Source organism: Amphritea sp. GJ51-11, from assembly GCF_055808735.1.
The window spans coordinates 2,231,947-2,254,098 of record NZ_CM147881.1 but is presented as its reverse complement, the minus strand read 5'-3'; the positions used below and the strand labels follow the sequence as shown (position 1 = coordinate 2,254,098).

The window sequence follows — 22,152 nt, the reverse complement described above, 5'->3', positions numbered from 1 at the left end:
GCCTGAATGTTTACTGGAGTGGTGATGAAACGTGTTTTTATGCTATTGGTGATCGTTTTTTTGGTGGCTTGTTCAGAGCCGTATCCGGCCGCCGATCAAGAGATTGGCGTCAAGGGTGAGCCGCCAAAAGCCCTCGTGCGAGCCTATCATCAGCAATTCCAAGCAGCGGATAAACATTATGTGCTGGCGTTGGGCTTTATTCATGCTTTCTTAGTTGAACAGGGCTTTTCGGTTAACTACACCCGGTGTTTTGATGATGTACTCGATGTGACCAAACGTACTCAAGCGGGGTTCTCTTGTATTGCGCTGCAGGCCGAACAAGGCCCGCCAACTAAGGTGTATGTGCGGGTTGTGATCGATGAGGTTTTGTTTAATCAGTTGGATGGCAATAACCGCTTGCTGCTCTCTGTTGAACTGTTTGCACTTAAGGGCTATCTCCAAAACGGCACAACCGAGCGCTTGATTGATGCCTTTGATATCGATGTTGCTAGGGTATTGTCGCAGCTTTAGGGTAAGGGCTGAAGCCGCATTTTTAAAAGCCATTGTCGGTTTAAGATATTATTAATCAATAGTTTATTTTATAAAACTAATGTTATTTATCAGAAATAGGGATGGTGATGCTAGCGTCAATGGCGCCCATGAGGTTGTTATCCGGCTCACTGGTTTGGTCTTTGTTTTTTTCAATATGTCGCGCGAATAGTATGGCCCCGCTGCCGATCATCATGACGCATAGGGTAATGATTAAACCGTTATCAAAATTGCCGTCGGCTTCGGCTAGATAGCCAACCAGTGCGGGGGCGAGCATTTGTGACGCACCGTAGCTGAAGGTTAAGCGGCTCATCGGTTTCGAAGGGTTGTCTGGGAATAAGCGACCCACCATAGATAACATCATGCTGACGATACCGATAAAGCTGGCACCGTAAATCATCGCACTGAGTATCACCGCCAAGAGGTGGTGGCTTAAAAGCAGTATCAGAATGCTCAGGGCGTTAAGTAGATAGGCGATAAAAATGGCTTGCCACTGACCGGTGGTGTTAGCGACTTTATCCCATAGGGCGCTGGCCGGGGCGCAGCTTAAGCCAGCTATCAGCCAAATAATCCAACCTTGTCCGGCGAGGGCGTCGATGCTTTCGGCGATACTGATCAAAAAAGTCGCTGAGATAACATAGCCAAAGCCCGCGCAGAAATAACTCAGCTGCAGCACTGGCATGAAGCTGCGAGGGAGCGGAATGTGATGTTGGCTGTGTTTCGCCAAAGATTGTTCTGCACTAAAATCCGGTAGCCACTGCCACACCGGCACAATTAATAGCAGTGTGACGAGGGCGTAAATAAACCATTGTTGATCCCAACTGAAGTGATCTTTGATTAAGATAGATAATACCGCTGTGATGGCGATGCCGATCCCTAGCCCCGAGAAGAAGATCCCTAGTTCGGCTTTATGGTTCCGCTTCATCAGCCAATGCATCAGCAGACCGCCACCGAGTAACATACCAGCCGAACTGCTTAACCCCGAGAGGTAACGTAGCAGATACCAAAGCGGTTCTTGAGTGGTCAGTCCCATGGCGAGGCTGGTAACGATGGCAACGAATAATCCTAACCGAAACAGACGGGCTTTTAGCGCGATATTATGGATAAAGGAGATGAGCAGTGCGCCGCTAAGGTAACCCGCATAATTGGCGGCGGCCAGATAACCGGCCAGTGATTCACTCAAGCCGACCTCTTTAGCCATTTCGGGAATCATTGGCGTGTAGGCAAAACGGGCGATGCCAATCGTTGCGACGACGGCTAACACGCAGGTGAGTAACATGCGGTTTTTACTAATCTCGGCCATTTTAGCTCTCCTATCGCTGTTCACTTTTGCAGAGTACACAGGTTAGCGCATGTGGTTTTTGTTATCTTTCTATAAAATGACAAAATATATATAAAACTGGACAATTTAGTATGGATCGTCGCTCCGCTCATGAACTCAGCTTACTCAGTATGCAATCGTTGCCTCGGGACGTGTATGTGCGTCAGGAGGAGATGCCTGCTGGGCATTACTTTCCTGCCCATCGTCATCATTGGCATCAGTTGTTGTATGCCGTGTCCGGTGTGCTGGTGGTTGATCTAACCGGTGAGCGTTACTTTATACCGCCGGAGCAGGCGATCTGGTTGCCTTGTGGTTGTCAGCATCGGGTGTTTACTGAATATGGTGCGGATCTAAAAAGTCTGTATGTTGATAAGGACTACCAAGGGATTGCCGACCGGGCCACGGTGCTGCATATAACGCCGCTGATTCGCGAGTTGATCTTAGAAGCCGCTGAGTTTGACGCGGAATACCCCTTAGATTCTTATGAAAATGACCTGATGCAGTTGCTGTTGCAAGCGTTAGGTCGTCTCGAACGGGATGATCGTTATCTGCCTTGGCCGGTAAGTCCTGATTTAACGGCTCTATGTCATCGGCTTTATCGCGAGCCTGATCAGGTGGAAACATCAGAGCAGCTTGCCGCGTCATTGGCCGTTTCTCTACGTACACTAGACCGTCGTTTTCGCCGTGAAACCGGTATGTCATTAAAACAGTGGCGCTTACAGTTACGCTTGATGCAGGCGCTTGAATTGTTGAATGCGGGCCACAGTGTGACTCAGATCGCACTGGAACTTGGTTACAGCTCACCTTCGCCCTTTATCTATATGTTTAGAGAGCAGTTTGGTATGGCACCAGCACAGTATCGCAATCGTGGACGACAAGCGGATTAAGGGCTGCAACAGGGCGGGATAAGGCGTGTTGAGATTGTCTTCGTTTTCACTTCTTAATTAGTGTTAAAATGCCCGCCAATTAGAGGCAGCCTGCCGGGCTGAACTGTTTTGTGTTTTAAGCTTTCGTTAAAACATCGACAGACCTACCATTTTGCTTAAACGATCCCGGAAATAGTATTCAGATGGAAATCAAAGTTAATTTTTTAGACAATCTCAGGCTTGAAGCGAAGTTTGATGATTTCACCGTCACCGCCGATCAGCCGATTCGCTATAAAGGGGATGGTTCTGCGCCCGGTCCATTTGATTACTTTTTGGCATCCTCTGCCCTGTGTGCAGCGTATTTCGTTAAGGTTTACTGCCAGTCTCGGGATATTCCAACGGACGATATCCGTCTGTCGCAGAATAATATTGTTGATCCTGAAAACCGTTATAACCAGATTTTTCAGATTAAGGTAGAGCTGCCAGATACGATTTCAGAGCGGGATCGCACCGGTATTATCCGTTCGATCGATCGTTGTACCGTCAAGAAAGTGGTGCAGCAGGGGCCTGAATTTAGAATCGAGACAGTTGAAAATCTCGATGCTGATGCCTCGATCATGGCGATGGGCGTTGCTGATGATACCGCCAACACCATGATCTTGGGTAAAGACCTACCGTTGGAAAAAACCATCGCCAATATGACCGGTATCCTCGAGCGCTTAGGGATGAAGATTGAGATCTCTTCATGGCGTAATATCGTGCCTAATGTCTGGTCATTGCATATACGGGATGCTTCGTCGCCGATGTGTTTTACCAACGGTAAAGGGGCAACCAAAGAGAGCGCACTCTGTTCTGCTCTCGGTGAGTTTATCGAGCGAGCCAGCTGTAACTTCTTCTACAACGATCAGTATTTCGGTGAAGAGATCGCTAACAGTGCATTTGTTCACTATCCCAATGAGCAGTGGTTCAAACTGACCGAGGATGACAGCATTCCCGATGGCTTGTTGGATGATTACTGTCTGGCGATTTATAACCCGGATGATGAGCTGCGTGGCTCTAACTTAATCGATACCAACTCAGGTAACGTGGCGCGGGGTATCTGTGCCTTGCCCTATGTACGTCAGTCCGATCAGCAAACGGTTTATTTTCCGTCAAACCTGTTAGAGAACCTGTTCCTTAGTAATGGTATGAGTGCGGGTAATAATATCCATGAAGCTCAGGTTCAGTGTCTGTCTGAGATTTTTGAGCGGGCGGTTAAGCGGCAGATTATTGAGGAAGAAATTGTCCTTCCCGATGTGCCTGAAGTGGTATTGGCTCAGTACCCACAGATCATCGCCGGTATTAAAGGGCTGGAAGAGCAGGGGTTCCCGGTACTGGTGAAAGATGCGTCTTTGGGCGGTCAGTTCCCAGTCATGTGCGTCACTCTGATGAATCCGCGCACTGGCGGCGTCTTTGCTTCCTTTGGTGCCCACCCAAGCTTTGAAGTGGCACTCGAGCGCAGTTTGACCGAATTATTACAGGGCCGCAGCTTCGAGGGTCTAAATGATGTGCCGCCGCCGACTTTTAACAGTCTAGCGGTGACTGAGCCGAATAACTTTGTCGAACACTTTATTGATTCAACAGGGGTTATCTCTTGGCGTTTCTTCAGTGCTTGCCACGATTATGAGTTTTGCGAGTGGGATTTCTCGGGCACCAATGAAGAAGAGAGCAACCGCTTAATGGCGATTCTCGAAGAACTCGAAAAAGAGGTCTATATCGCTACCTTTGATGATCTCGGCGCTTCGGCTTGTCGGATTCTGGTGCCGGGCTATTCTGAGGTCTATCCGGTAGAAGACTTGGTTTGGGATAACACCAACAAAGCGATTCAGTTTCGCACAGATATTCTTAATCTACATCGCTTGGATGACGAGCAGCTGGCTGATTTGGTCGAACGTCTTGAAGACAGCGAAGAAGATAACTACACCGATATTAAAACCCTGATCGGCATCGAGTTTGATGAGAACACCGTGTGGGGTCAGTTGACGATTCTGGAGCTGAAGATTCTTATCTATCTCGCACTGGGCGAGCATGAAGCCGCGTTAGAGCTGGTGGAAAGCTTCCTACAATATAACGACAATACCGTTGAACGCGGGTTGTTCTATCAGGCGATGAATGCGGTGCTAGTGATTGTGCTGGATGAAGATCTCGCGCTGGACGATTACCTGTTGAATCTGCGTCGTATGTTTGGTGCTGAGGTGATGGAGAATGTGGTGGGGTCCGTCGCCGGAGACGTGCGTTTCTTTGGCTTGACGCCAACGGATACCAAACTAAGCGGTTTGGATCGTCACCTAAAACTGATTGAGAGCTATCAAAAACTGCACCGTTTACGGGCAGATAAGGCCGGTATCGCCATCTGATCGATTAGCGGGTCTGACTGCTTGCCTGTTGGCTGAGGTATAAACAAAAAAAACAGCGGTGTTAGCCGCTGTTTTTTTTGCCTGATAAAACAGGGATCGTCTTATCAAGGTGCTACTCTATTTTATCGGCTGTATCAGAGCACGAGGTTCGTCAGGAACATCACCGCCAGATAACCACAGGTGTAAGCCACCAGCAGCCAGTGAATAAAGCGTAGGTAGCTGATAAACGACAACTCTTGTAGCTTACTGAGGGCGATAACACCGGCCGCCGACCCGACGATCAGAATAGAACCACCAACCCCCACGGCATAGGTCAATCCTAACCATTCGCCTTTGGTCATCGGAATATCCGATTGCAGAATCGCTGCAGTGAGTGGCACGTTATCAACGAAGGCTGACAGTATACCGATAATATAGTTGGCATAGATCGCCGGCATCATGGTGTAGAGTTCTGGCAGTAACTCCAGCACCGACAGCTCTTTGAGCATTCCCACGAGTAGCAGCACCCCAAGGAAGAACAGCAGGGTATCAAACTCGATCTCGCGGACATATTCTAGAACGTTGGGGTTTTGCTCCTTACGGAAAATCACCTGATGGACGATAAACATCAGCGCCAAACCGAACAGGAAGGTCAGCACCGGCGGTACTGAAAATAGTACGCTAAAGGCGAGTGTGCTGATAATAGTCAGTAGAAATAGCGCCGCAATCAGTTTGTCACCGGCGGAGATCGGCCGTTTAAATTTCGGCAGGGTGATTACTTCATTACAGCCACGCATCAATATCAATGCCAGAATCGCCACACCGGTGATGGCTGGCAGTATTAGCAGTAGCAGATTAAGAATGGAGACCTTGCCGTTAAGGAATATCATCAGCGTGGTGACGTCACCGGTAATCAGTGAGACGCCACCGGAGTTAACCGCAAAGACAATCAGTGCGGCAAACTTGAGAGTATCTTTGGTTTCTAGCTTCAGTGATGCCAACAGCGATAGCATGATCAGCGAGGCGGTGATGTTGTCCGCCAAGGATGAAAACATCAAGCCTAGCAAGGCGATCAGAATCATTAGGGTGCTGAGCTTAAGTTCACTGGGCAGGAGTCGGTAAACCAACTGGGTAATCAGGCCTTTTTCGTTAAGGTAGGCGACGAAGGTCATCGCAGCCATTAAGAAAAGCCAGAGAATGGCAATATCAAGCAGTTGTTCGTTGAGTGCTTCCTGTATCGCTTGGGGCGATTTTTCAGGGAAGACAAAGGCAAGGATCCAGACCAGGGTGCCGATAAAAAGTGTTGATTTTGCTTTATTCAGATGGACAACATCTTCAAAAACGATCAGCACAAAGGCGAGGATAATCAGGCCCAATAGCAGAGAATGCATTGTTAGTCCCACGTTTAAATTTTATAAGGCGGCTATTTTGTACTTTTGTAGGAGGTCAATACAATAGATAAAACGTTCTAGGGGATAAGAAAATAGGGATTACGACTTTTAGAACGCTTTATAGGACCTTTGGTCGGTATTTACTTGCGTAGCGCGGAAATATCCGTTAAACCGTAGTGGCCGTTTTAGGTTGCTGTGATGGTGATTTTGGTACGTGATTGTTTAGCTCGTTCCGCCGCAGGGTAACGTTTGTCGATTCAGGGTGTCTAACTCGGTTGTGTGAATAGAGTATTGAGTTAAATTGGCTAAAATATTGTCTAGCTAGTTGATGTTTAAGCGTTAATTTTTGGTTGTGTCGCAATAAGGAAGAACAAAGATGTTAGATAAACGTCAGTTTTATATTGATGGTCAGTGGGTTGCTCCGCAGGCGAGCCATGATTTTGATGTGATTGATCCATCCACCGAAGAAGTGTGTGCGGTGATCTCTTTAGGGGACGAGGCTGATACCAACACCGCTGTTGCTGCTGCGCGTCAGGCATTCGATAGCTGGAGCCAAACGAGCAAGGCCGAGCGACTGGTACTGTTAGAAAAATTACAGACGATTTACAACGAGCGTGCCGACGAGATGGCGCGTGCTATTTCTACCGAAATGGGTGCACCAATTGCGCTGGCGAGTACTTCCCAGTGTGGCGCTGGTTCTTCCCATATTAAAAACCTGATTCGTGCGCTGAAAGGGTATGAATTTGATCAGCCGTTGGGTGATCATGCGCCGGATAACCGTATCTTGCACGAAGCGATCGGTGTGTGTGCCCTGATTACGCCGTGGAACTGGCCGATGAATCAGGTGACATTGAAAGTTGTGGCGGCACTCGCTGCCGGTTGCACTATGGTATTAAAACCCTCTGAAATTGCGCCACTGTCATCGCTGCTGTTTGCTGAGATGATCGATCAGGCCGGTTTCCCTGCGGGTGTTTTTAATTTAGTAAACGGTGATGGACTGGGTGTGGGTTCGCAGCTGTCGGGCCATCCTGAAGTGGATATGGTGTCCTTTACTGGATCGACTCGGGCGGGCATCGCCATTACTAAAAACGCTGCCGATACCGTTAAGCGGGTAGCGTTAGAGTTGGGCGGTAAGGGCGCTAATATTATTTTTGCCGATGCTGATGAGAAGGCGGTTATGCGGGGCGTGCGTCACTGCTTTAATAACAGTGGACAATCCTGTAATGCGCCGACCCGTATGCTGGTGGAGCGTAGCCTTTACGAGCAAGCGGTTGCTATTGCTGCAGAAACGGCGAATAAAACCGCTGTGAATACCGCATCACTGGAAGGACACCATATTGGTCCGGTGGTCTCACAGATACAGTATGACAAGATCCAAGGTTTGATTGAGCAGGGTATTAATGAAGGCGGCCGGCTGGTAGCGGGCGGTCTGGGTAAGCCTGAAGGGCTAGAAAAGGGCTATTACGTTAGACCAACCGTGTTTGCGGATATTCATAACCAGATGACCATCGCCCGTGAAGAGGTGTTTGGGCCTGTCTTGGTGCTGATTCCTTTTGATACCGAAGAGGAAGCGATCAGCATTGCCAATGACAGCCCTTATGGCCTGACTCACTATGTGCAGTCACAGGATAGTGAAAAAGCCAATCGTGTGGCGCGTAAATTGCGTGCCGGTATGGTGCAGATCAATGGCACATTCTTAGGTGCTGGCTCACCCTTTGGTGGTTATAAGCAATCAGGCAACGGTCGTGAGGGCGGTGTTTGGGGGCTTGAAGACTTCCTTGAAGTTAAAGCGGTCAGTGGTTGGAACTGATTCAACCCGGTTACGGTGATAGTTAGATGATTAAAGGGGCGTGCCGATACGCCCCTTTTTTTGTGCCTCGTATGTGTGAAAGCTTCTTTTGCTCTGCCTATTGGCAGGGCAATTTAGTCGATATGTTCAACGCGGTTGCGACCGTTCTCCTTAGCGCGATAGAGGGCGCTATCGACGGCTTCCATTAAATCCGGTAACACAGTGCCATCTTGGGGTGTAGAGACTACGCCGATAGAGACAGTCACGGGGGGCAGGCATTGGTCATTATAGGTCAGCGATAGGTCCTCAATTTTACTGCGCAGTTTTTCGGCGGCCATCAAAGCACAGCTAAGATCGATCTCAGGAAGCAGAATAACGAACTCCTCGCCTCCGTAGCGGAACAGCAGATCGTGTTTGCGCAAATTGTTATGCAGGGTGTCCACGACCTTCTTCAGTACAAAGTCACCGGTAATATGGCCAAACTGATCATTAATCCGTTTAAAGTGGTCGATATCGAGCATCAGGATGGACAGTGAGTGTCCATGACGCACGGCTCTCGACATCTCTTCAAGTTGTTTGCCGAGTAAGCCCTGGCGGTTAAACGCGCCGGTGAGCGGGTCGTGCTCCGCTTGGTGTTTGAGTAAACGATTCGCCTCATCGACTTCTTCGGTCAAGGTGTTGACGAACTGCAGTAATCGACTGGTGATGCGAGCATGTCGCGTTCTGCTTTGATTCATGGTTTTGTGCTTCAGGGCGCTCGGGGCCTTCATAGGCAGGGAGTCATCATCCTCACGCAAGGCCACGGCGACTTGGCTAGAGTTGAGTAATTGAATTTTACCGCTTAGGCGGATGAATTCGCCGTAGGTAAATAAACCGGCAGTAGGGGCTAGATGCTGAAAGGGGCGGGTTTCTAGCTCGGTTTCTTGTTGCAAAAAGAAGCGCCGACAGACGCAGGAATAGAGCAGAATCGCATCCGGTTGAAACAGGTGGAGCACATTGAGTGTGGTTTCGGTGTCTGTTATGACAGTATCGACATTAAGATAACCTAACCGTGCCGTTTCACCCTGTTTAACATCGGCGATCATCGACACCTCGCCAGATCGATTGGTGGCGGTGGGGTTGCGTGCCAAGGTATGGCCATTGCGCTCGATGAGTAATGGGAACTCTAGCAGGAATAACTCATCATCGGAGGTGATATTGAAATGTTGGCTATAGACCTTAAAAGCAGGCTTGCGATCAATGGTATGTATGATGTTGTGTTCAACCTTCGTGAGGGTCATGCGTGGGCCTAGCGCTTCCCAGCCAAACTGTAATGTGACTTTAAGGTGCAGCGAGGTGCTTTGCAGTCCAACCGCTAATAAACCCGATTTGAAGATCCCCTCAGTGGTAAAAATAAAGGCTTCAGCCTTGGCTCCTTCCGAGCCTGCACCACCGCCGAAAACGGGGATATCCGGTAGCTTGTCGTCTAGCCCCTCTAACAGTCGGGCACAATCTAGGCTGGTGGGTGTGGCCATCAGCAAGACGCCTTTTAGGTTAGCTAGCTGGCTCAGGCGTGAACCAACATCGGCGCCGCTGCTGTATTCATTACTCGGTTGGCTAACGAGTTCGAGGTGTAGGTCTGTATCGCTAAAGCACAGCAACGATAACAGGGTCGATTCGACAACGATTTTACCGGCGGCAATCTCGCCTCCGGAGGAGGTGCCGACAACAGTGGCATGGGGGATCAGGATTTTGATCTGTGTGCTGAGTAGGTTAATCCAATCGATATCGGTACTTGCAGTGAAGACCTGCACCAGCACGGACTGGGATCGCTGAAGTGCCGCTTGAATCTGCGGTTGGTTAAGAAAGCGTTCGAGTTGCTTAGAAGAGGAAATGGTGTCGAGAAAATGTTTCATCTTAACTCCTAATCTTAACTCCCTAACGTCAGCCCGCGCTGCAATGGCAATGGGGCTTGGCGCAAACCGGTCTCTTTAGCGATTCAATGACACCAAAGAGGAGGTGTCAGCATGCCGGTTAGTTATAACTTTAGGGTTTCATGCCCGGGATTGCCAGACAGATTAAGGGATCTTTGCCGATTAAGTAAGACTAGAGCCCCTTCGGGGCAATCTGTTCTCCAGTGTAAACCTTGCAATGGTTATCGTTGTGATAGCCGTTTTTTTACTGCCGCGACAAACTTAGGGTGATGTATCACCCAGCCGCCAAGGTAGCCAATGAGGCAGCCAAGAACGATATCGAATAGGCGAGCGAGCATTAGCTGATCGGTTTCACTGGCCGGGACATTGATATCAGCGAAGATTACGGTCAGTGGTGTGATAAACAGTACGGCTAGGCCGTAGTTACGGGTAATGAGTACCTCAATAAAAAAGCTCAGTAGTAAAATCAATACAGCGGTTTCCCATGGGCCGGGCGACAGCGAAAAGATCATCCAAGCGATCCCCATGCCCAGCGTCGTGCCGAAGATGCGGTGCACATTGCGGTGCCAGATCGCCCTGAATGTCGCGCCTTGCATAATCGCAGTGGTGGAGATGGGAACCCAGTAGGGGTTATCCAGCTGTAGAAATAGGGCTAAGCAATAACCACCACCCACAAACAGACTGATCACTAATGATTCGATACTGATAGCCAGAATGTGATGGTCAATGGCTTCGGTAGGGCGGTCAACAAACGTTTTCGATATATAAACCTGATAGACGCTGTAGATTAGCGCGAGAAAACACCCGCCCATCGCGCCGAACATCAGTATGCCGACCCGTTCTGCTGCCAGTGAGAGATCATAGGGAAGTGTTCTGGCCAAGCATGCGACGACTACAAAAAACAGTGTTCCGGGTGGCGGCACAGAATAAAAGCGGCAGATCACCGTGACCATAAACACGTTCAGCGTCAGTGTCGCGGCGGATAGGTAAGGGTCAAAGCTGGTTAACACGCCTAATGCAAAACTAACGGCAAAGCCAAACGCGCAGGTGGCTAGAGTCATCATTCGGCGGGGAATATTGGTCTGCCGCATATACAAAACCGATAGCCCACCCATACAGGCCAGCATAGAGGTAGGGAAATCGCCGACCCAGGCGCCAAACAAACCCGGTAGCCCCACCGCCAGTGCCGAGATCAGTATAAAGCCAATCGGTCGCTTATGATCGCTTAGCTCAAGTAGTGGCTTAATGCTGTTGTAAAGTCGGGATAGTGGGGCGTTGTTATTCAATGGCGTTCCTGAAGGCTGGATAAGGTAATTAAGTCACCGTCTGATAGCGGCCCCGATTCAAGGTGTTTACATAGGGTATTGTTTAACCCTAGTCGAGCGTCATGCTTGAATCTTTGGGTCAAGATAACACCAAGGTGTTACCGCTCAGGGTAGTGCTAGGTAAAGTCGCTAGCGTCATCGTTAAGCAAAGCAGTTAACAAGTTAATTATACGCCTAGCTATTTTGGTAAGAAAAGCGTCAGGCGCAGGGTTTTATTGACCTAACTCGCTATTGCGTGGGTTATTCGCTATTTTGGGCTTGCAGATGGCGCAATCACGCAATAATAGCATCAGCTGTACACACTAATGACTAGAGGCAATAACAAGATGTCAAAAATGCTTGATGAATTAGATATTAACCAATACTTTCCGGTGGCGCTTGATTGGGCCAGCAATGTTCTGCTGGCTATCATTATTTTGCTATTGGGATTATGGTTTGCCGGCAAGGTTAACAAAATGATTGTTGCTGGTAGTCAGAAAAATCAGCATCTCGATGATACGCTGTTTCGTTTTCTAGGCAGCATGGCGCGCTATATCATTATCGCTTTTGTCATGATTGCCGTGCTTAATCGGTTTGGCGTACAAACCGCATCGATTGTTGCCTTGCTCGGTGCCGCCGGTTTAGCGATTGGTTTAGCGCTTCAGGGGGCGATGTCGAATCTGGCCGCCGGTGTCATGTTGCTGATTTTTCGACCTTACAAGGTGAATGATTTTATCGATGCGGCAGGGCGGTTTGGTAAAGTGACGGAGATCGATATGTTTACCACGGTGCTGCAAACATTCGATAACCAGCAAATTATTGTGCCTAATTCACAGATCTGGGGTGATCAGATTATCAATCATTCGCACTATGATGTGCGTGGTGTGGATATGCATTTTGGGGTGGCTTATGGCGAAAGTATCGATGCTGCCCGGGCTGTAATCGAAACGGTTTTGGCTAACCATCCCCATGTGTTGAAAACACCAGTACCCTTTGTTGAAGTGGAGACATTGAATAACAGTTCGGTTGATTTTCTGGTACGACCTTTCTGTCAGGGTGAGCACTATTTTGATGTGCTGTACTCAGTACCAGAGCAGATCAAGAAAGCCTTGGATGAACATGATATCGAGATTCCATTCCCCCATCGGAAAGTGATTTTGGTGAATGAAACCAACGAAAAAAGCCAACTTTAAAGCTCATTAATTTTGTTAGGTTATATAGATAACCTTCTGATATATAATAATTAAGTGCTTAAAAATAAAAAGCCCTGTCATAACGGCAGGGCTTTTTTAATACCGTTGCTTTGGTCAACAGTAAGGTTCGATACGGGTGTATTTTTAATACAACATTTAATACACCTGCTTTTTTGTGCTGATCTAGGCCCCTTTCTAGGCCTTTGTGACAGCCCTCGCATCAGCGTTTCTATCAGTCCGAATATCAGTCTTTGATAAGCCAATATAAGCCGCCGTTTAGCGGCGCTTTCAGTATCTAGGTTGTGGTCTCTAAGTTAACCGCGCTTCCAGCGATGGAAGATTTCTAACCAGGCGAGAATCTTTTGTGGCGCATGTTTTTTCTTCCACTCTCCGGCAACAAAACGGTTGGCTTCGTTGAGCGTTGGGTAGGCATGAATAGTACCGAGAATCTTATTTAAGCCCAGTTTGTTTTTCATCGCTAAGGCGAATTCTGGCAGCATCTCTGCGGCATGCTCGCCGACAAGAGTGACACCAATAATTTTATCGCTGCCGGGTTTAAGCAAGACTTTAACAAAACCGTAGGCGGCTTCATCGGTGATGGCTCGGTCCAGCTCTTCGAGATTGTAGCGCACCGCTTCATAGGCAATACCCTCATCAATCGCTTGCTTCTCATTCAGGCCAATACGCGCAACCTCTGGACTGGTGTAAGTGGTAAAAGGAATGAGGGAGTAGTCTACTTTAAACTTCTTCAGTTGGCCGAATAGCGCGTTAACTGAAGCAAACCACGCTTGATGAGCCGCGGCATGGGTGAACTGAAAAGGCCCAATGACATCACCGCAGGCTAAGATGTTTGGCATGCGAGTGCGTAGGTAAGGGTCGACTTGGATTGTGCCGCCCGGTTTAGCTGTGATGCCCATCGCTTCGAGACCGAAGCCGGTCACATTGGCGGTACGGCCAGTGGCAACCAGTAGTTTGTCGAACCCGATACGTTTTTCTTGATCGTTATGGCGACAGACAAGCTCAAAACCGGCGTCTGTGACTTCAAAGCGCACAGGGGTATGACTGGCGCAGATCTGGATGCCGTCTTGTTGTAGGCGTTTTTCAACTACCGCAGCAGCATCCTGATCTTCCTTGGTCAGCACCTGGGTGCCACGAAAGAGGATAGAGACTTGGCTGCCGAGGCGGGCAAAACATTGGCCCAGTTCACAGCCGATCGCGCCGGCACCGAGTACCAGTAAGCGTTCAGGACGCTGACGTAGGCCCCAAATAGTATCGGAAGTGAGTGGCTCTACTTGTTCTATGCCGGGGATGCTTGGCAGCGTAGGCCGTGCGCCGGTGGCGATAACAATATTTTGCGTGGTAATGGTTTTGCCGTTGACCTCGACCTCCCACGGGCTACGAATAAAGGCATCACCGGTAACGCAATCGACGCCGAGGGATTCATAGCGGGCGATGGAGTCGTGTGGCTCAATCGTTTCGATAACCCGCTGAACCCGATCCATGACTTCTGAAAATTCATATTCGACAGCGGCGTTGCGAATACCCAGATCTTTCGCGTCGCGGACATCGGCAAGGAAGTGGGTGGTACGAATCAAGGCTTTAGAAGGTACGCAGCCGGTGTTAAGGCAATCGCCGCCCATTTTATGGCGCTCGATCAGTGTGACTTTGGCCTTGGTGGCCGCTGCGATATAAGAGGTAACCAAACCGCCGGCACCGGCACCAATAACGACCATGTTGGTGTCAAATTTTTTCGGCTTGGTATAACCGCTGTAAACCTTACGTTGTTTCACTTTATCGACAATAGCCTTGGCGATCCAAGGGAAGATGCCTAGCAAGCAGAAGGAGAGAATCAGCCCTGGTGACAGGATATCGCTAGGCTGTTCGATCAGGGCCAGCTGTGTACCGGCGTTTACGAAGATCGCAGTACCCGGCAACATGCCCAGTTGGCTTACCCAGTAGAAGGTGGTTGCCTTCATGCGAGTCAGGCCCATGACCGCGTTGATGACAAAGAACGGAAACAGCGGTACTAAGCGCAGGGTAAAGAGATAGGAGATACCATCTTTCTCGATGCCGCGGTTAATCGGGTCAATGTAATTAGAGAATTTATTCGTCAGTGGTGCCCGTAATAGGTAGCGAGCCATCAGGAAGGCGAGGGTGGCACCGGTCGCGCTAGCAAAGGAGACCAGAATCAAGCCCGTCGCGAGGCCAAAGATAGCGCCGCCGACCAGCGTCATAATGACGGCGCCGGGTAATGACAGTGCGGTAACCAGTACGTAGAACACGACAAAGGCCGCGATGGCTAATACTTTATTGGCCGCGACCCAGCTTTGCAGGCTGTCTTGTTGCGTTTTTATATATTCTAGATTGAGGTAACTACCGAGATCTAACAGGAAGAAAGCACCTATTAATGCGGCAATAACAACGATTAAGATGATTTTTTTACTATTCATAAACAGCTCTGCTTGGCAAGAGTGGGGTAAGTGCTAGGGATAATCGCACAGTAAACTGAAAATATCCTGAAAGACTGATTGTTTCAGCGGGGGGTGGTTCAGTTTATTTTACAGCAGTGGGTTAGAGTATGGGCGGTTAGATGGTGGGTGTTCGGCTGGCTAGGCATAAAAAGCCTTTATCGCTCAGGCAGAGAGAAAAAGGCTTGTTTGGTGGAACAGCGTTGAAGTGTAGCGACTTAGCTATTGTTGTTGGCCGCTTCCAGGGTATTTTCCATCAGTGTCGCAACGGTCATTGGGCCGACACCTCCGGGAACAGGGGTGATCCAACCGGCCCGTTCGGCGGCAACGGCGTAATCCACATCACCCACTAAGCGGCCATCTTCAAGACGGTTAATGCCCACATCGATAACGATAGCGCCGGGCTTAATCCATTCCCCTTTAACCAGTCCGGGTCTGCCAACACCGACTACCACGATATCGGCGCGCTGTACATGGGCAGCGAGGTCCTTCGTGAAGCGGTGGGTGGTAGTAGTTGTGCAGCCCGCCAGTAGTAGTTCGAGTGTCATTGGGCGGCCAACAATGTTGGACGCCCCAACGATGACCGCATCTTTACCGCGAATCGCTTCGCCGGTCGATTCCAGCAATGTCATAACCCCTTTGGGGGTGCAAGGACGCAGTGCGGGTAAGCGTTGCGCCAGACGGCCCAAGTTGAAGGGGTGGAAACCATCAACATCTTTTTCTGGGCGGATGCGCTCAAGAATCTCGTTCGCTTCGAGGTGGGCGGGCAGGGGTAGCTGCACTAAAATGCCATCGATCTGGTCATTACTGTTAAGGCTATCGACCAGATCTAGCAGCTGTTGCTGGCCGGTATCTGCCGGTAGGTCATAAGAAACCGATTCAATGCCAACCTCTTTACAGGCATTTTTCTTGTTTCGGACATATACCTGCGAGGCGGGATCGAAGCCAACGAGGATAACAGCCAAGCATGGGGCGCGTTTACCCGCATCAAGGCGGGCTTTAACACCCACGGCTACCTGTTCGCGAACATTTTGGGCAATCTGCTTGCCGTCAATTATCTGAGCGCTCATCTTACGAATGTCTTCCCCAGTCATTAATTTTGATGGCGCGGATTGTCTCATGGTTGCGCTATTCCTCCAAGGGCTATCGCGGCTCGCTATGGGATGAGAGTGCTTTAGAGCACGTGGGGTGCTAAATGCTTAATGGATGTCCTATATATAGGTGGTTTTGGTTTTTAGGCTAGATAGAGGAAAGACGGTAACTAAAGGCAAGGCATCGATTGATAAATAGGTGAGGGGATTAGCTAAGCATGAACGTTACTACGTCGACTCACTCAGCCGATATCCTTAGTTATGTATAAAAAGTGATCGGTTAGTGCGGTTATCGACATCTAAGTGGTTTATTTTGCTTAAATTTTAAAAAGGGTGTTGACGGAATATAAAGCGATATATATTATGCGCTCCATCTTGAAGAGGGGCACGAAGCACCTAAGTGTGAATTGAACTTCAACGAGATCGGGCAGTGTCAGGCGCCCGTAGCTCAATGGATAGAGCACTCGCCTTCTAAGCGAGCGGTTGCAGGTTCGACCCCTGCCGGGCGCGCCAGTAAGGTCTGACAAAAAAGTGTCAAAGAGTTAAATGTATTGTTATGGTGGGCGTAGCTCAGTTGGTAGAGCTCCGGATTGTGATTCCGGCGGTCGTGGGTTCAAACCCCATCGTCCACCCCAATACATCGTTATCTGAATATGATATTCTAATGTCATTGCAACGATAACTTACCATGTTTTATGCGAGTGTGGCGGAATTGGTAGACGCGCTGGTTTTAGGTACCAGTATCTTACGGTGTGGGAGTTCGAGTCTCCCCACTCGCACCATTAACTTCCTCGGAAGTACGCCTGTGGTGGGCGTAGCTCAGTTGGTAGAGCTCCGGATTGTGATTCCGGCGGTCGTGGGTTCAAACCCCATCGTCCACCCCATTTCTTAATTCTTCTTATTCCCTTTATTTATCTCTTTTTTAATCCTTTTGTCAGTGATCCGTGCATTTATGCTGCATACGTTGATATTCAACGCTTTTGCTTGACTAATAGCACCGCTTCCCGGACAATTTCCGCCTTTAGAAATTCTGGCACCTGTAGTGATAGGCCTCTACTAACGTAAGAGGGTGAGCGACAGGTCAATTTTCAGATTTGTTACGATACAAATAATTTTGTGAGGAATTCCATGCAAGTATCCGTAGAAACCACTACTGGTCTTGAGCGTCAACTGACTGTTGTTGTACCTGCTGATCGTGTTGATAGCGATGTAGCCAAGCGTGTTCAAGAGACGGCTCGTACCGTTCGTCTGGACGGTTTCCGTCCCGGTAAAGTGCCAGTTAAAGTGGTTAAAAAGCGCTACGGCCAAGGCATTCGCCAGGAAGTCATCGGTGAAGTTGTGCAGCAGAGCTTCTATGAAGCGATACAGCAAGAAAGCCTGACACCTGCTGGTGGCCCAAATGTTGAATTCAAAACCGACAAAGAGGGTGAAGATTTCTCTTACACTGCAACTTTTGAAGTGTACCCAGAAATTACACTGGCTGACTTTTCCGGCGTTGAAATCGAAAAGAATTCCGCTGAAGTAAAAGATGCTGATCTTGATCAGATGGTTGATACTCTACAGAAGCAGCAAGCTGCTTTTGAAGAAGCTGACAAAGCGGCTGCCGAAGGCGACCAGCTGAACATCGATTTCGAAGGTTTCATCGATGGTGAAGCATTTGACGGTGGTACTGCAACCGGTATGGATCTGGTATTAGGCTCTAATACAATGATTCCTGGCTTTGAAACTGCACTTGAAGGTGCTAAAGCCGGTGATGAGAAAGAAGTTAACGTTACTTTCCCAGAAGAGTACCATGCTGAAAACCTGAAAGGTAAAGACGCTAAGTTCAACGTTAAGGTGAACACAGTATCTGCTCAAGTATTGCCAGAATTGAACGAAGAGTTCTTCGCTAAATTCGGTATCGAAGAGAAGAGCGTTGAAAGCTTCAAAGTTGAAGTACGCAAAAACATGGAGCGTGAACTGAACCAAGCGCTGAAGTCTAAGCTGAAAGAAGCGGTCTTCGGTAAATTGGTTGAAGTTAACGCGATTGACGTGCCAACTGCACTGATTGATGGTGAGATCGATGCGATGCGTCGTCAAGCTATTCAGCAGTTCGGTGGTGCTGATGCCAATATCGACCCTAACATGCTGCCTAAAGAGATGTTCTCTGAGCAAGCTGAGAAGCGTGTTAAAGTCGGCCTGTTGGTGTCTGAGGTTGTTAAAGCTAACGAACTGAAAGTGGACGACGATCGTGTTCGCACTACCGTTGAAGAGCTGGCAGCGACTTATCAAGAGCCACAAGAAGTGATCGACTGGTACTACAGCAATCAAGAGATGCTGAACCAGATTCAGAACCTCGTTCTGGAAGATCAGGTTTTGGACCTGCTGCTCGATTCTGCTAAGGTTAGCGAAACCGAACTAAGCTACGAAGACGCAATCAAGCCTGCAGCAGCACCTGTTGCTGAAGAAGCAGAAGAGGCGTAATTGCCCTTCGCCTTAATTGCGTTTATAAAAGAACGGTTGTCGGCTTAAGGTCGGCCGCCGTTTTTTTCTGGACGTGTGGCAAACACGTTGTTAAGGATTTAGGAGAGAATTCAATGTCGGATTTTTATAATGGCCCTACCGTAATTACTAGCAGTGGTCTGGTACCCATGGTTGTTGAACAAACAGCACGTGGTGAGCGTTCTTACGACATCTACTCTCGATTATTGAAAGAACGGGTTATTTTCATGATTGGCCAGGTAGAAGATCATATGGCTAATCTGGTGGTTGCTCAGTTGTTGTTTCTTGAGTCTGAAAATCCCGATAAAGATATTCACCTGTATATCAATTCCCCCGGCGGTTCGGTGACAGCGGGTCTGTCTATCTACGACACCATGCAGTTCATCAAGCCTGACGTTAGCACCATGTGTATCGGTCAAGCGGCGAGCATGGGTGCGTTGTTGTTAACCGGTGGTGCCGCAGGTAAGCGTTTCTGTCTGCCACATTCTCGGATGATGATTCATCAGCCGTTGGGTGGTTATCAGGGCCAAGCAACCGATATCGAGATTCATACTCAAGAAATTCTGAGTATTCGTGACAAATTGAACAGCATTATGTCGCATCACACCGGTCAAGATATGGATACCATCAGTAAAGATACTGATCGTGATAACTTCATGTCTCCGGAACAAGCGGTTGAGTACGGTCTGATCGATAAGGTAATGACTAGCCGTTAATACGCGTACCGCGCTGTGTCGGTGTCGCTTCGATATTTTATGCGAGTGTTTCGATCGGACACCCACTTGAAGTTTGCTGTAAAGCGGGGCACATTGTTCGCTATAATGTGGCTAACGCGATAAAGAAATTAAAGGGCCTGGCCAGGCATGGTTGGGACAAATAGAGGAAGTTGAATGTCCGACGATATCAACGGTAAAGAGGGAGGCGATGACAGCAAACTGCTGTATTGCTCTTTCTGTGGTAAAAGCCAGGACAGAAGTTAAAAAACTGATTGCAGGTCCGTCTGTTTTTATCTGTGATGAATGTGTCGATCTGTGTAACGACATCATCAAAGAAGAGATTCAAGACGCGGAAGAGCCCCAAGAAGAAGGGGATCACCTGCCGACTCCGGCTGAGATCAAAGATAATCTGGATGCCTACGTTATTGGTCAGGAACGGGCTAAGAAAGTACTGTCTGTTGCCGTCTATAACCATTACAAGCGACTGCGCTTTCAACAAACCGCAGGCGACACCGATGTCGAGCTGGGTAAGAGTAACATTCTCTTAATCGGCCCAACCGGTAGTGGTAAGACCCTGTTGGCTCAAACATTGGCGCGCATGTTAAATGTGCCTTTCACGATTGCAGATGCAACCACTCTGACCGAAGCCGGTTATGTGGGTGAGGATGTTGAAAACATCATCCAGAAGTTGCTACAGAAGTGCGATTATGATGTTGAGAAAGCGCAGCTGGGCATTGTCTACATCGATGAGATCGATAAGATCTCACGTAAATCAGACAATCCATCGATCACTCGTGATGTTAGCGGTGAAGGTGTACAGCAAGCGCTGTTGAAGCTGATTGAAGGGACTGTTGCTTCTGTGCCACCCCAGGGTGGGCGTAAGCATCCGCAGCAAGAATTTTTACAGGTTGATACCTCGAATATTCTGTTTATCTGTGGCGGTGCCTTTGCCGGGCTTGATCAAGTCATCAAGCATCGTAGTGAAAAGAGTTCGATTGGCTTCAATGCGGCGGTTGTCAGCAAAGAAGAAACCAAGAAGATCACCGATGTGTTGGCTGATTTAGAATCTGAAGACCTGGTTAAATATGGTCTGATTCCTGAGTTTGTGGGCCGTTTGCCGATGATTGCAACGCTGACAGAACTGGATGAAGATGCCCTGATTCAGATCCTGACCGAGCCTAAAAACTCACTGACTAAGCAGTATGCTGCTTTGTTCGGTATGGAAGGCGCTGAGCTGGATTTCCGTGAAGATGCGCTCAAGGCTGTTGCTACGAAGGCGTTGGAGCGTAAAACCGGTGCCCGGGGGTTGCGGTCTATCCTCGAAGAGCATCTGCTGGATATTATGTACAGTCTGCCATCTCAGAAAGGCATCTCTAAGGTTGTCATTGATGAGGGTGTGATCACAGGAGACTCTGATCCTATCCTAATCTACGAAAATCAAGATGCGCCAAAAGCGGCTTCAGAAGATTGAAGCTGTCACCATTATGAAAACGCGCCCCCGGCGCGTTTTTTGTATGCTGCACCAATAATTCTATGTTAAGCGCCATTGGGCGAATAAATAGGATGCACACACTAGAGCTTAGGCGGGTGAGCAATTAAAATGGCCCCTGCCTTAATGTAAGAAAGAGATTTTCCAATGGGAAGAAAGTTTGAAGTACGTAAGGCTTCCATGGCTAAGACTCAGGGAGCTAAATCCAAGGTATATGCCAAGTATGGCAAAGAGATCTATGTCGTTGCCAAAAATGGTGGCGTCGACCCCGAGGGCAACCTATCGCTGCGTCGCCTCATCGAGAAGGCCAAAAAAGATCAAGTGCCGGCCCACGTTATTGAAAAAGCGATCGACAAGGCTGCAGGCGGCGGTGGTGAAGACTTCCTACCAACCCGTTATGAAGGTTTTGGTCCCGGTGGCTGCATGGTTATCGCCGATTGTCTGACCGATAACAACAACCGTACTTTCGGTGATGTTCGGGTAGCGTTCAACAAGGGTAAAGCTAAACTGGGTGGCCAGGGCACGGTTGCCCATATGTTTGACCATCAGGCCGTCTTTGTCTTTCCCCATGACGATGAAGATGAAATTCTCGAAACATTGATGGAAGCGGATGTTGATGTAACGGAAGTCGAAAGCGAAGATGGCAACATCACTGTTTACGCACCGCACACCGAGTTTTTTAAAACCAAGACCGCTTTGCATGAAGCCTATCCCGATCTTGTGGTCGAGGTCGAAGAGATCACCTTTATCCCTCAAACCTATGTTGAGCTGGCCGGTGAAGACCTTGAACAGTTCGAGACCTTTTTAGAGATGCTGAACGATGTAGAAGACGTTCAGGAGGTTTACCATAACGTTGAGATGCCTGACGAGTAATTACTGCGCAGGTTAGCTGAATAAAAAGGGCTGGTGTGTAAACATCGGCCTTTTTTTGTATTAACGGACGTTATCAGCAGCGTTGATCTCGGTTACGGATTCTAGCTTTGGGCTCTTTTATTTGATATTTAGCAGGTTCATGGTTAATGAAAGCGACTGCCCCTGAGGTTACCCTTCATCTTTCCTCTCAACGCTGACTATTTACAGTGCGTCTTCACAATGGTTCAAGAGGGGGTGAATTTGAAGTATGCTGACTTGATGAAGAGTTAGGAGCTCTGTCAAGCAGCTAGTTTTTAAAGTCAGCTTGCCAGTAAAGCAGCGTTTTAGGTTGTTAGATTATGTGTAAAAGCCGGT

General features: G+C 48.6%; 14 protein-coding genes, 4 tRNA genes and 1 pseudogene. 13 read left to right on the top strand and 6 right to left on the bottom strand.

Translation table 11 applies throughout. From position 1 onward, the window contains the following. The first annotated feature begins 24 nt into the window (after positions 1-24). On the top strand, positions 25-510 hold the full coding sequence (locus tag AC0L4K_RS09940; protein WP_473269140.1) for a hypothetical protein: 486 nt from the start codon (positions 25-27) through the stop codon (positions 508-510). A gap of 82 nt (positions 511-592) precedes the next feature. Here AC0L4K_RS09940 and AC0L4K_RS09935 read toward each other — a convergent pair whose 3' ends face one another. Then, positions 593-1,831, bottom strand: a complete 1,239-nt coding sequence (locus AC0L4K_RS09935) for a YbfB/YjiJ family MFS transporter (protein WP_473269138.1) — start codon at positions 1,829-1,831, stop codon at positions 593-595. Between the two features lie 110 nt (positions 1,832-1,941). Here AC0L4K_RS09935 and AC0L4K_RS09930 point away from each other — a divergent pair, with 110 nt between their 5' ends. Next, complete coding sequence (locus AC0L4K_RS09930; RefSeq protein ID WP_473269137.1) at positions 1,942-2,736, top strand: AraC family transcriptional regulator; 795 nt, start codon at positions 1,942-1,944, stop codon at positions 2,734-2,736. 182 nt (positions 2,737-2,918) lie between these two features. Continuing rightward, positions 2,919-5,111: an OsmC domain/YcaO domain-containing protein gene (locus AC0L4K_RS09925; RefSeq protein WP_473269136.1), complete on the top strand. Its 2,193-nt coding sequence runs from the start codon at positions 2,919-2,921 to the stop codon at positions 5,109-5,111. A 134-nt stretch (positions 5,112-5,245) separates the two neighbouring features. On the opposite strand, the gene nhaD is transcribed toward AC0L4K_RS09925, so the two are convergent. Next, on the bottom strand, positions 5,246-6,481 hold the full coding sequence (gene nhaD / locus AC0L4K_RS09920; RefSeq protein ID WP_417222892.1) for a sodium:proton antiporter NhaD: 1,236 nt from the start codon (positions 6,479-6,481) through the stop codon (positions 5,246-5,248). A gap of 376 nt (positions 6,482-6,857) precedes the next feature. On the opposite strand from nhaD, the gene AC0L4K_RS09915 reads away from it, so the two are divergent. Next, positions 6,858-8,291, top strand: a complete 1,434-nt coding sequence (locus AC0L4K_RS09915; RefSeq protein WP_473269135.1) for an aldehyde dehydrogenase family protein — start codon at positions 6,858-6,860, stop codon at positions 8,289-8,291. Between the two features lie 113 nt (positions 8,292-8,404). Here the strand turns inward: AC0L4K_RS09915 and AC0L4K_RS09910 are convergent, their stop codons facing one another. Both AC0L4K_RS09910 and AC0L4K_RS09905 read right to left on the bottom strand, forming a co-directional pair. Then, entirely contained in the window at positions 8,405-10,165 is a 1,761-nt protein-coding gene (locus AC0L4K_RS09910; RefSeq protein ID WP_473269134.1) for a sensor domain-containing diguanylate cyclase, read from the bottom strand. A gap of 239 nt (positions 10,166-10,404) precedes the next feature. Continuing rightward, on the bottom strand, positions 10,405-11,469 hold the full coding sequence (locus AC0L4K_RS09905) for an FUSC family protein (protein ID WP_473269132.1): 1,065 nt from the start codon (positions 11,467-11,469) through the stop codon (positions 10,405-10,407). Positions 11,470-11,834: 365 nt separating this feature from the next. Between AC0L4K_RS09905 and AC0L4K_RS09900 the strand changes: the two genes are divergently transcribed. Next, positions 11,835-12,680: a mechanosensitive ion channel family protein gene (locus tag AC0L4K_RS09900; RefSeq protein WP_417222904.1), complete on the top strand. Its 846-nt coding sequence runs from the start codon at positions 11,835-11,837 to the stop codon at positions 12,678-12,680. Positions 12,681-12,994: 314 nt separating this feature from the next. Here AC0L4K_RS09900 and AC0L4K_RS09895 read toward each other — a convergent pair whose 3' ends face one another. Together AC0L4K_RS09895 and folD are read right to left on the bottom strand one after the other, a co-directional pair. Next, positions 12,995-15,130 carry an FAD-dependent oxidoreductase gene (locus AC0L4K_RS09895; RefSeq protein ID WP_473269130.1) on the bottom strand — a complete coding sequence of 712 codons (2,136 nt, stop codon included), beginning with the start codon at positions 15,128-15,130 and terminating at the stop codon, positions 12,995-12,997. 236 nt (positions 15,131-15,366) lie between these two features. After that, positions 15,367-16,218, bottom strand: coding sequence for a bifunctional methylenetetrahydrofolate dehydrogenase/methenyltetrahydrofolate cyclohydrolase FolD (gene folD, locus AC0L4K_RS09890; protein WP_417223386.1), 852 nt, complete (start codon positions 16,216-16,218; stop codon positions 15,367-15,369). Between the two features lie 458 nt (positions 16,219-16,676). Here folD and AC0L4K_RS09885 point away from each other — a divergent pair. The 8 genes and pseudogenes from AC0L4K_RS09885 to AC0L4K_RS09850 all read left to right on the top strand — a co-directional run bounded on the left by AC0L4K_RS09885 (position 16,677) and on the right by AC0L4K_RS09850 (position 21,798). Further along, positions 16,677-16,752 (top strand) — tRNA-Arg (locus AC0L4K_RS09885). A 46-nt stretch (positions 16,753-16,798) separates the two neighbouring features. Further along, positions 16,799-16,874: transfer RNA gene (locus AC0L4K_RS09880), tRNA-His, on the top strand. Positions 16,875-16,936: 62 nt separating this feature from the next. Continuing rightward, positions 16,937-17,021, top strand: a tRNA-Leu gene (locus tag AC0L4K_RS09875). 26 nt (positions 17,022-17,047) lie between these two features. Beyond that, positions 17,048-17,123: transfer RNA gene (locus AC0L4K_RS09870), tRNA-His, on the top strand. 244 nt (positions 17,124-17,367) lie between these two features. Beyond that, entirely contained in the window at positions 17,368-18,702 is a 1,335-nt protein-coding gene (gene tig / locus AC0L4K_RS09865; RefSeq protein WP_417222909.1) for a trigger factor, read from the top strand. 113 nt (positions 18,703-18,815) lie between these two features. Further along, positions 18,816-19,436, top strand: a complete 621-nt coding sequence (gene clpP / locus AC0L4K_RS09860; RefSeq protein ID WP_473269129.1) for an ATP-dependent Clp endopeptidase proteolytic subunit ClpP — start codon at positions 18,816-18,818, stop codon at positions 19,434-19,436. A gap of 174 nt (positions 19,437-19,610) precedes the next feature. Continuing rightward, positions 19,611-20,907: pseudogene (gene clpX / locus AC0L4K_RS09855) on the top strand (ATP-dependent protease ATP-binding subunit ClpX). A 165-nt stretch (positions 20,908-21,072) separates the two neighbouring features. Beyond that, positions 21,073-21,798: a YebC/PmpR family DNA-binding transcriptional regulator gene (locus tag AC0L4K_RS09850; protein ID WP_303579801.1), complete on the top strand. Its 726-nt coding sequence runs from the start codon at positions 21,073-21,075 to the stop codon at positions 21,796-21,798. Positions 21,799-22,152 lie beyond the last annotated feature (354 nt).

What these genes read in the sequence shown, in the direction of transcription:
- AC0L4K_RS09940 (WP_473269140.1), top strand. Translation starts at nt 25, where the DNA reads ATGAAACGTGTTTTTATGCTATTGGTGATCGTTTTTTTGGTGGCTTGT.
- AC0L4K_RS09935 (WP_473269138.1), bottom strand. Translation starts at nt 1,831, where the DNA reads ATGGCCGAGATTAGTAAAAACCGCATGTTACTCACCTGCGTGTTAGCC.
- AC0L4K_RS09930 (WP_473269137.1), top strand. Translation starts at nt 1,942, where the DNA reads ATGGATCGTCGCTCCGCTCATGAACTCAGCTTACTCAGTATGCAATCG.
- AC0L4K_RS09925 (WP_473269136.1), top strand. Translation starts at nt 2,919, where the DNA reads ATGGAAATCAAAGTTAATTTTTTAGACAATCTCAGGCTTGAAGCGAAG.
- nhaD (WP_417222892.1), bottom strand. Translation starts at nt 6,481, where the DNA reads ATGCATTCTCTGCTATTGGGCCTGATTATCCTCGCCTTTGTGCTGATC.
- AC0L4K_RS09915 (WP_473269135.1), top strand. Translation starts at nt 6,858, where the DNA reads ATGTTAGATAAACGTCAGTTTTATATTGATGGTCAGTGGGTTGCTCCG.
- AC0L4K_RS09910 (WP_473269134.1), bottom strand. Translation starts at nt 10,165, where the DNA reads ATGAAACATTTTCTCGACACCATTTCCTCTTCTAAGCAACTCGAACGC.
- AC0L4K_RS09900 (WP_417222904.1), top strand. Translation starts at nt 11,835, where the DNA reads ATGTCAAAAATGCTTGATGAATTAGATATTAACCAATACTTTCCGGTG.
- AC0L4K_RS09895 (WP_473269130.1), bottom strand. Translation starts at nt 15,130, where the DNA reads ATGAATAGTAAAAAAATCATCTTAATCGTTGTTATTGCCGCATTAATA.
- folD (WP_417223386.1), bottom strand. Translation starts at nt 16,218, where the DNA reads ATGAGCGCTCAGATAATTGACGGCAAGCAGATTGCCCAAAATGTTCGC.
- tig (WP_417222909.1), top strand. Translation starts at nt 17,368, where the DNA reads ATGCAAGTATCCGTAGAAACCACTACTGGTCTTGAGCGTCAACTGACT.
- clpP (WP_473269129.1), top strand. Translation starts at nt 18,816, where the DNA reads ATGTCGGATTTTTATAATGGCCCTACCGTAATTACTAGCAGTGGTCTG.
- AC0L4K_RS09850 (WP_303579801.1), top strand. Translation starts at nt 21,073, where the DNA reads ATGGGAAGAAAGTTTGAAGTACGTAAGGCTTCCATGGCTAAGACTCAG.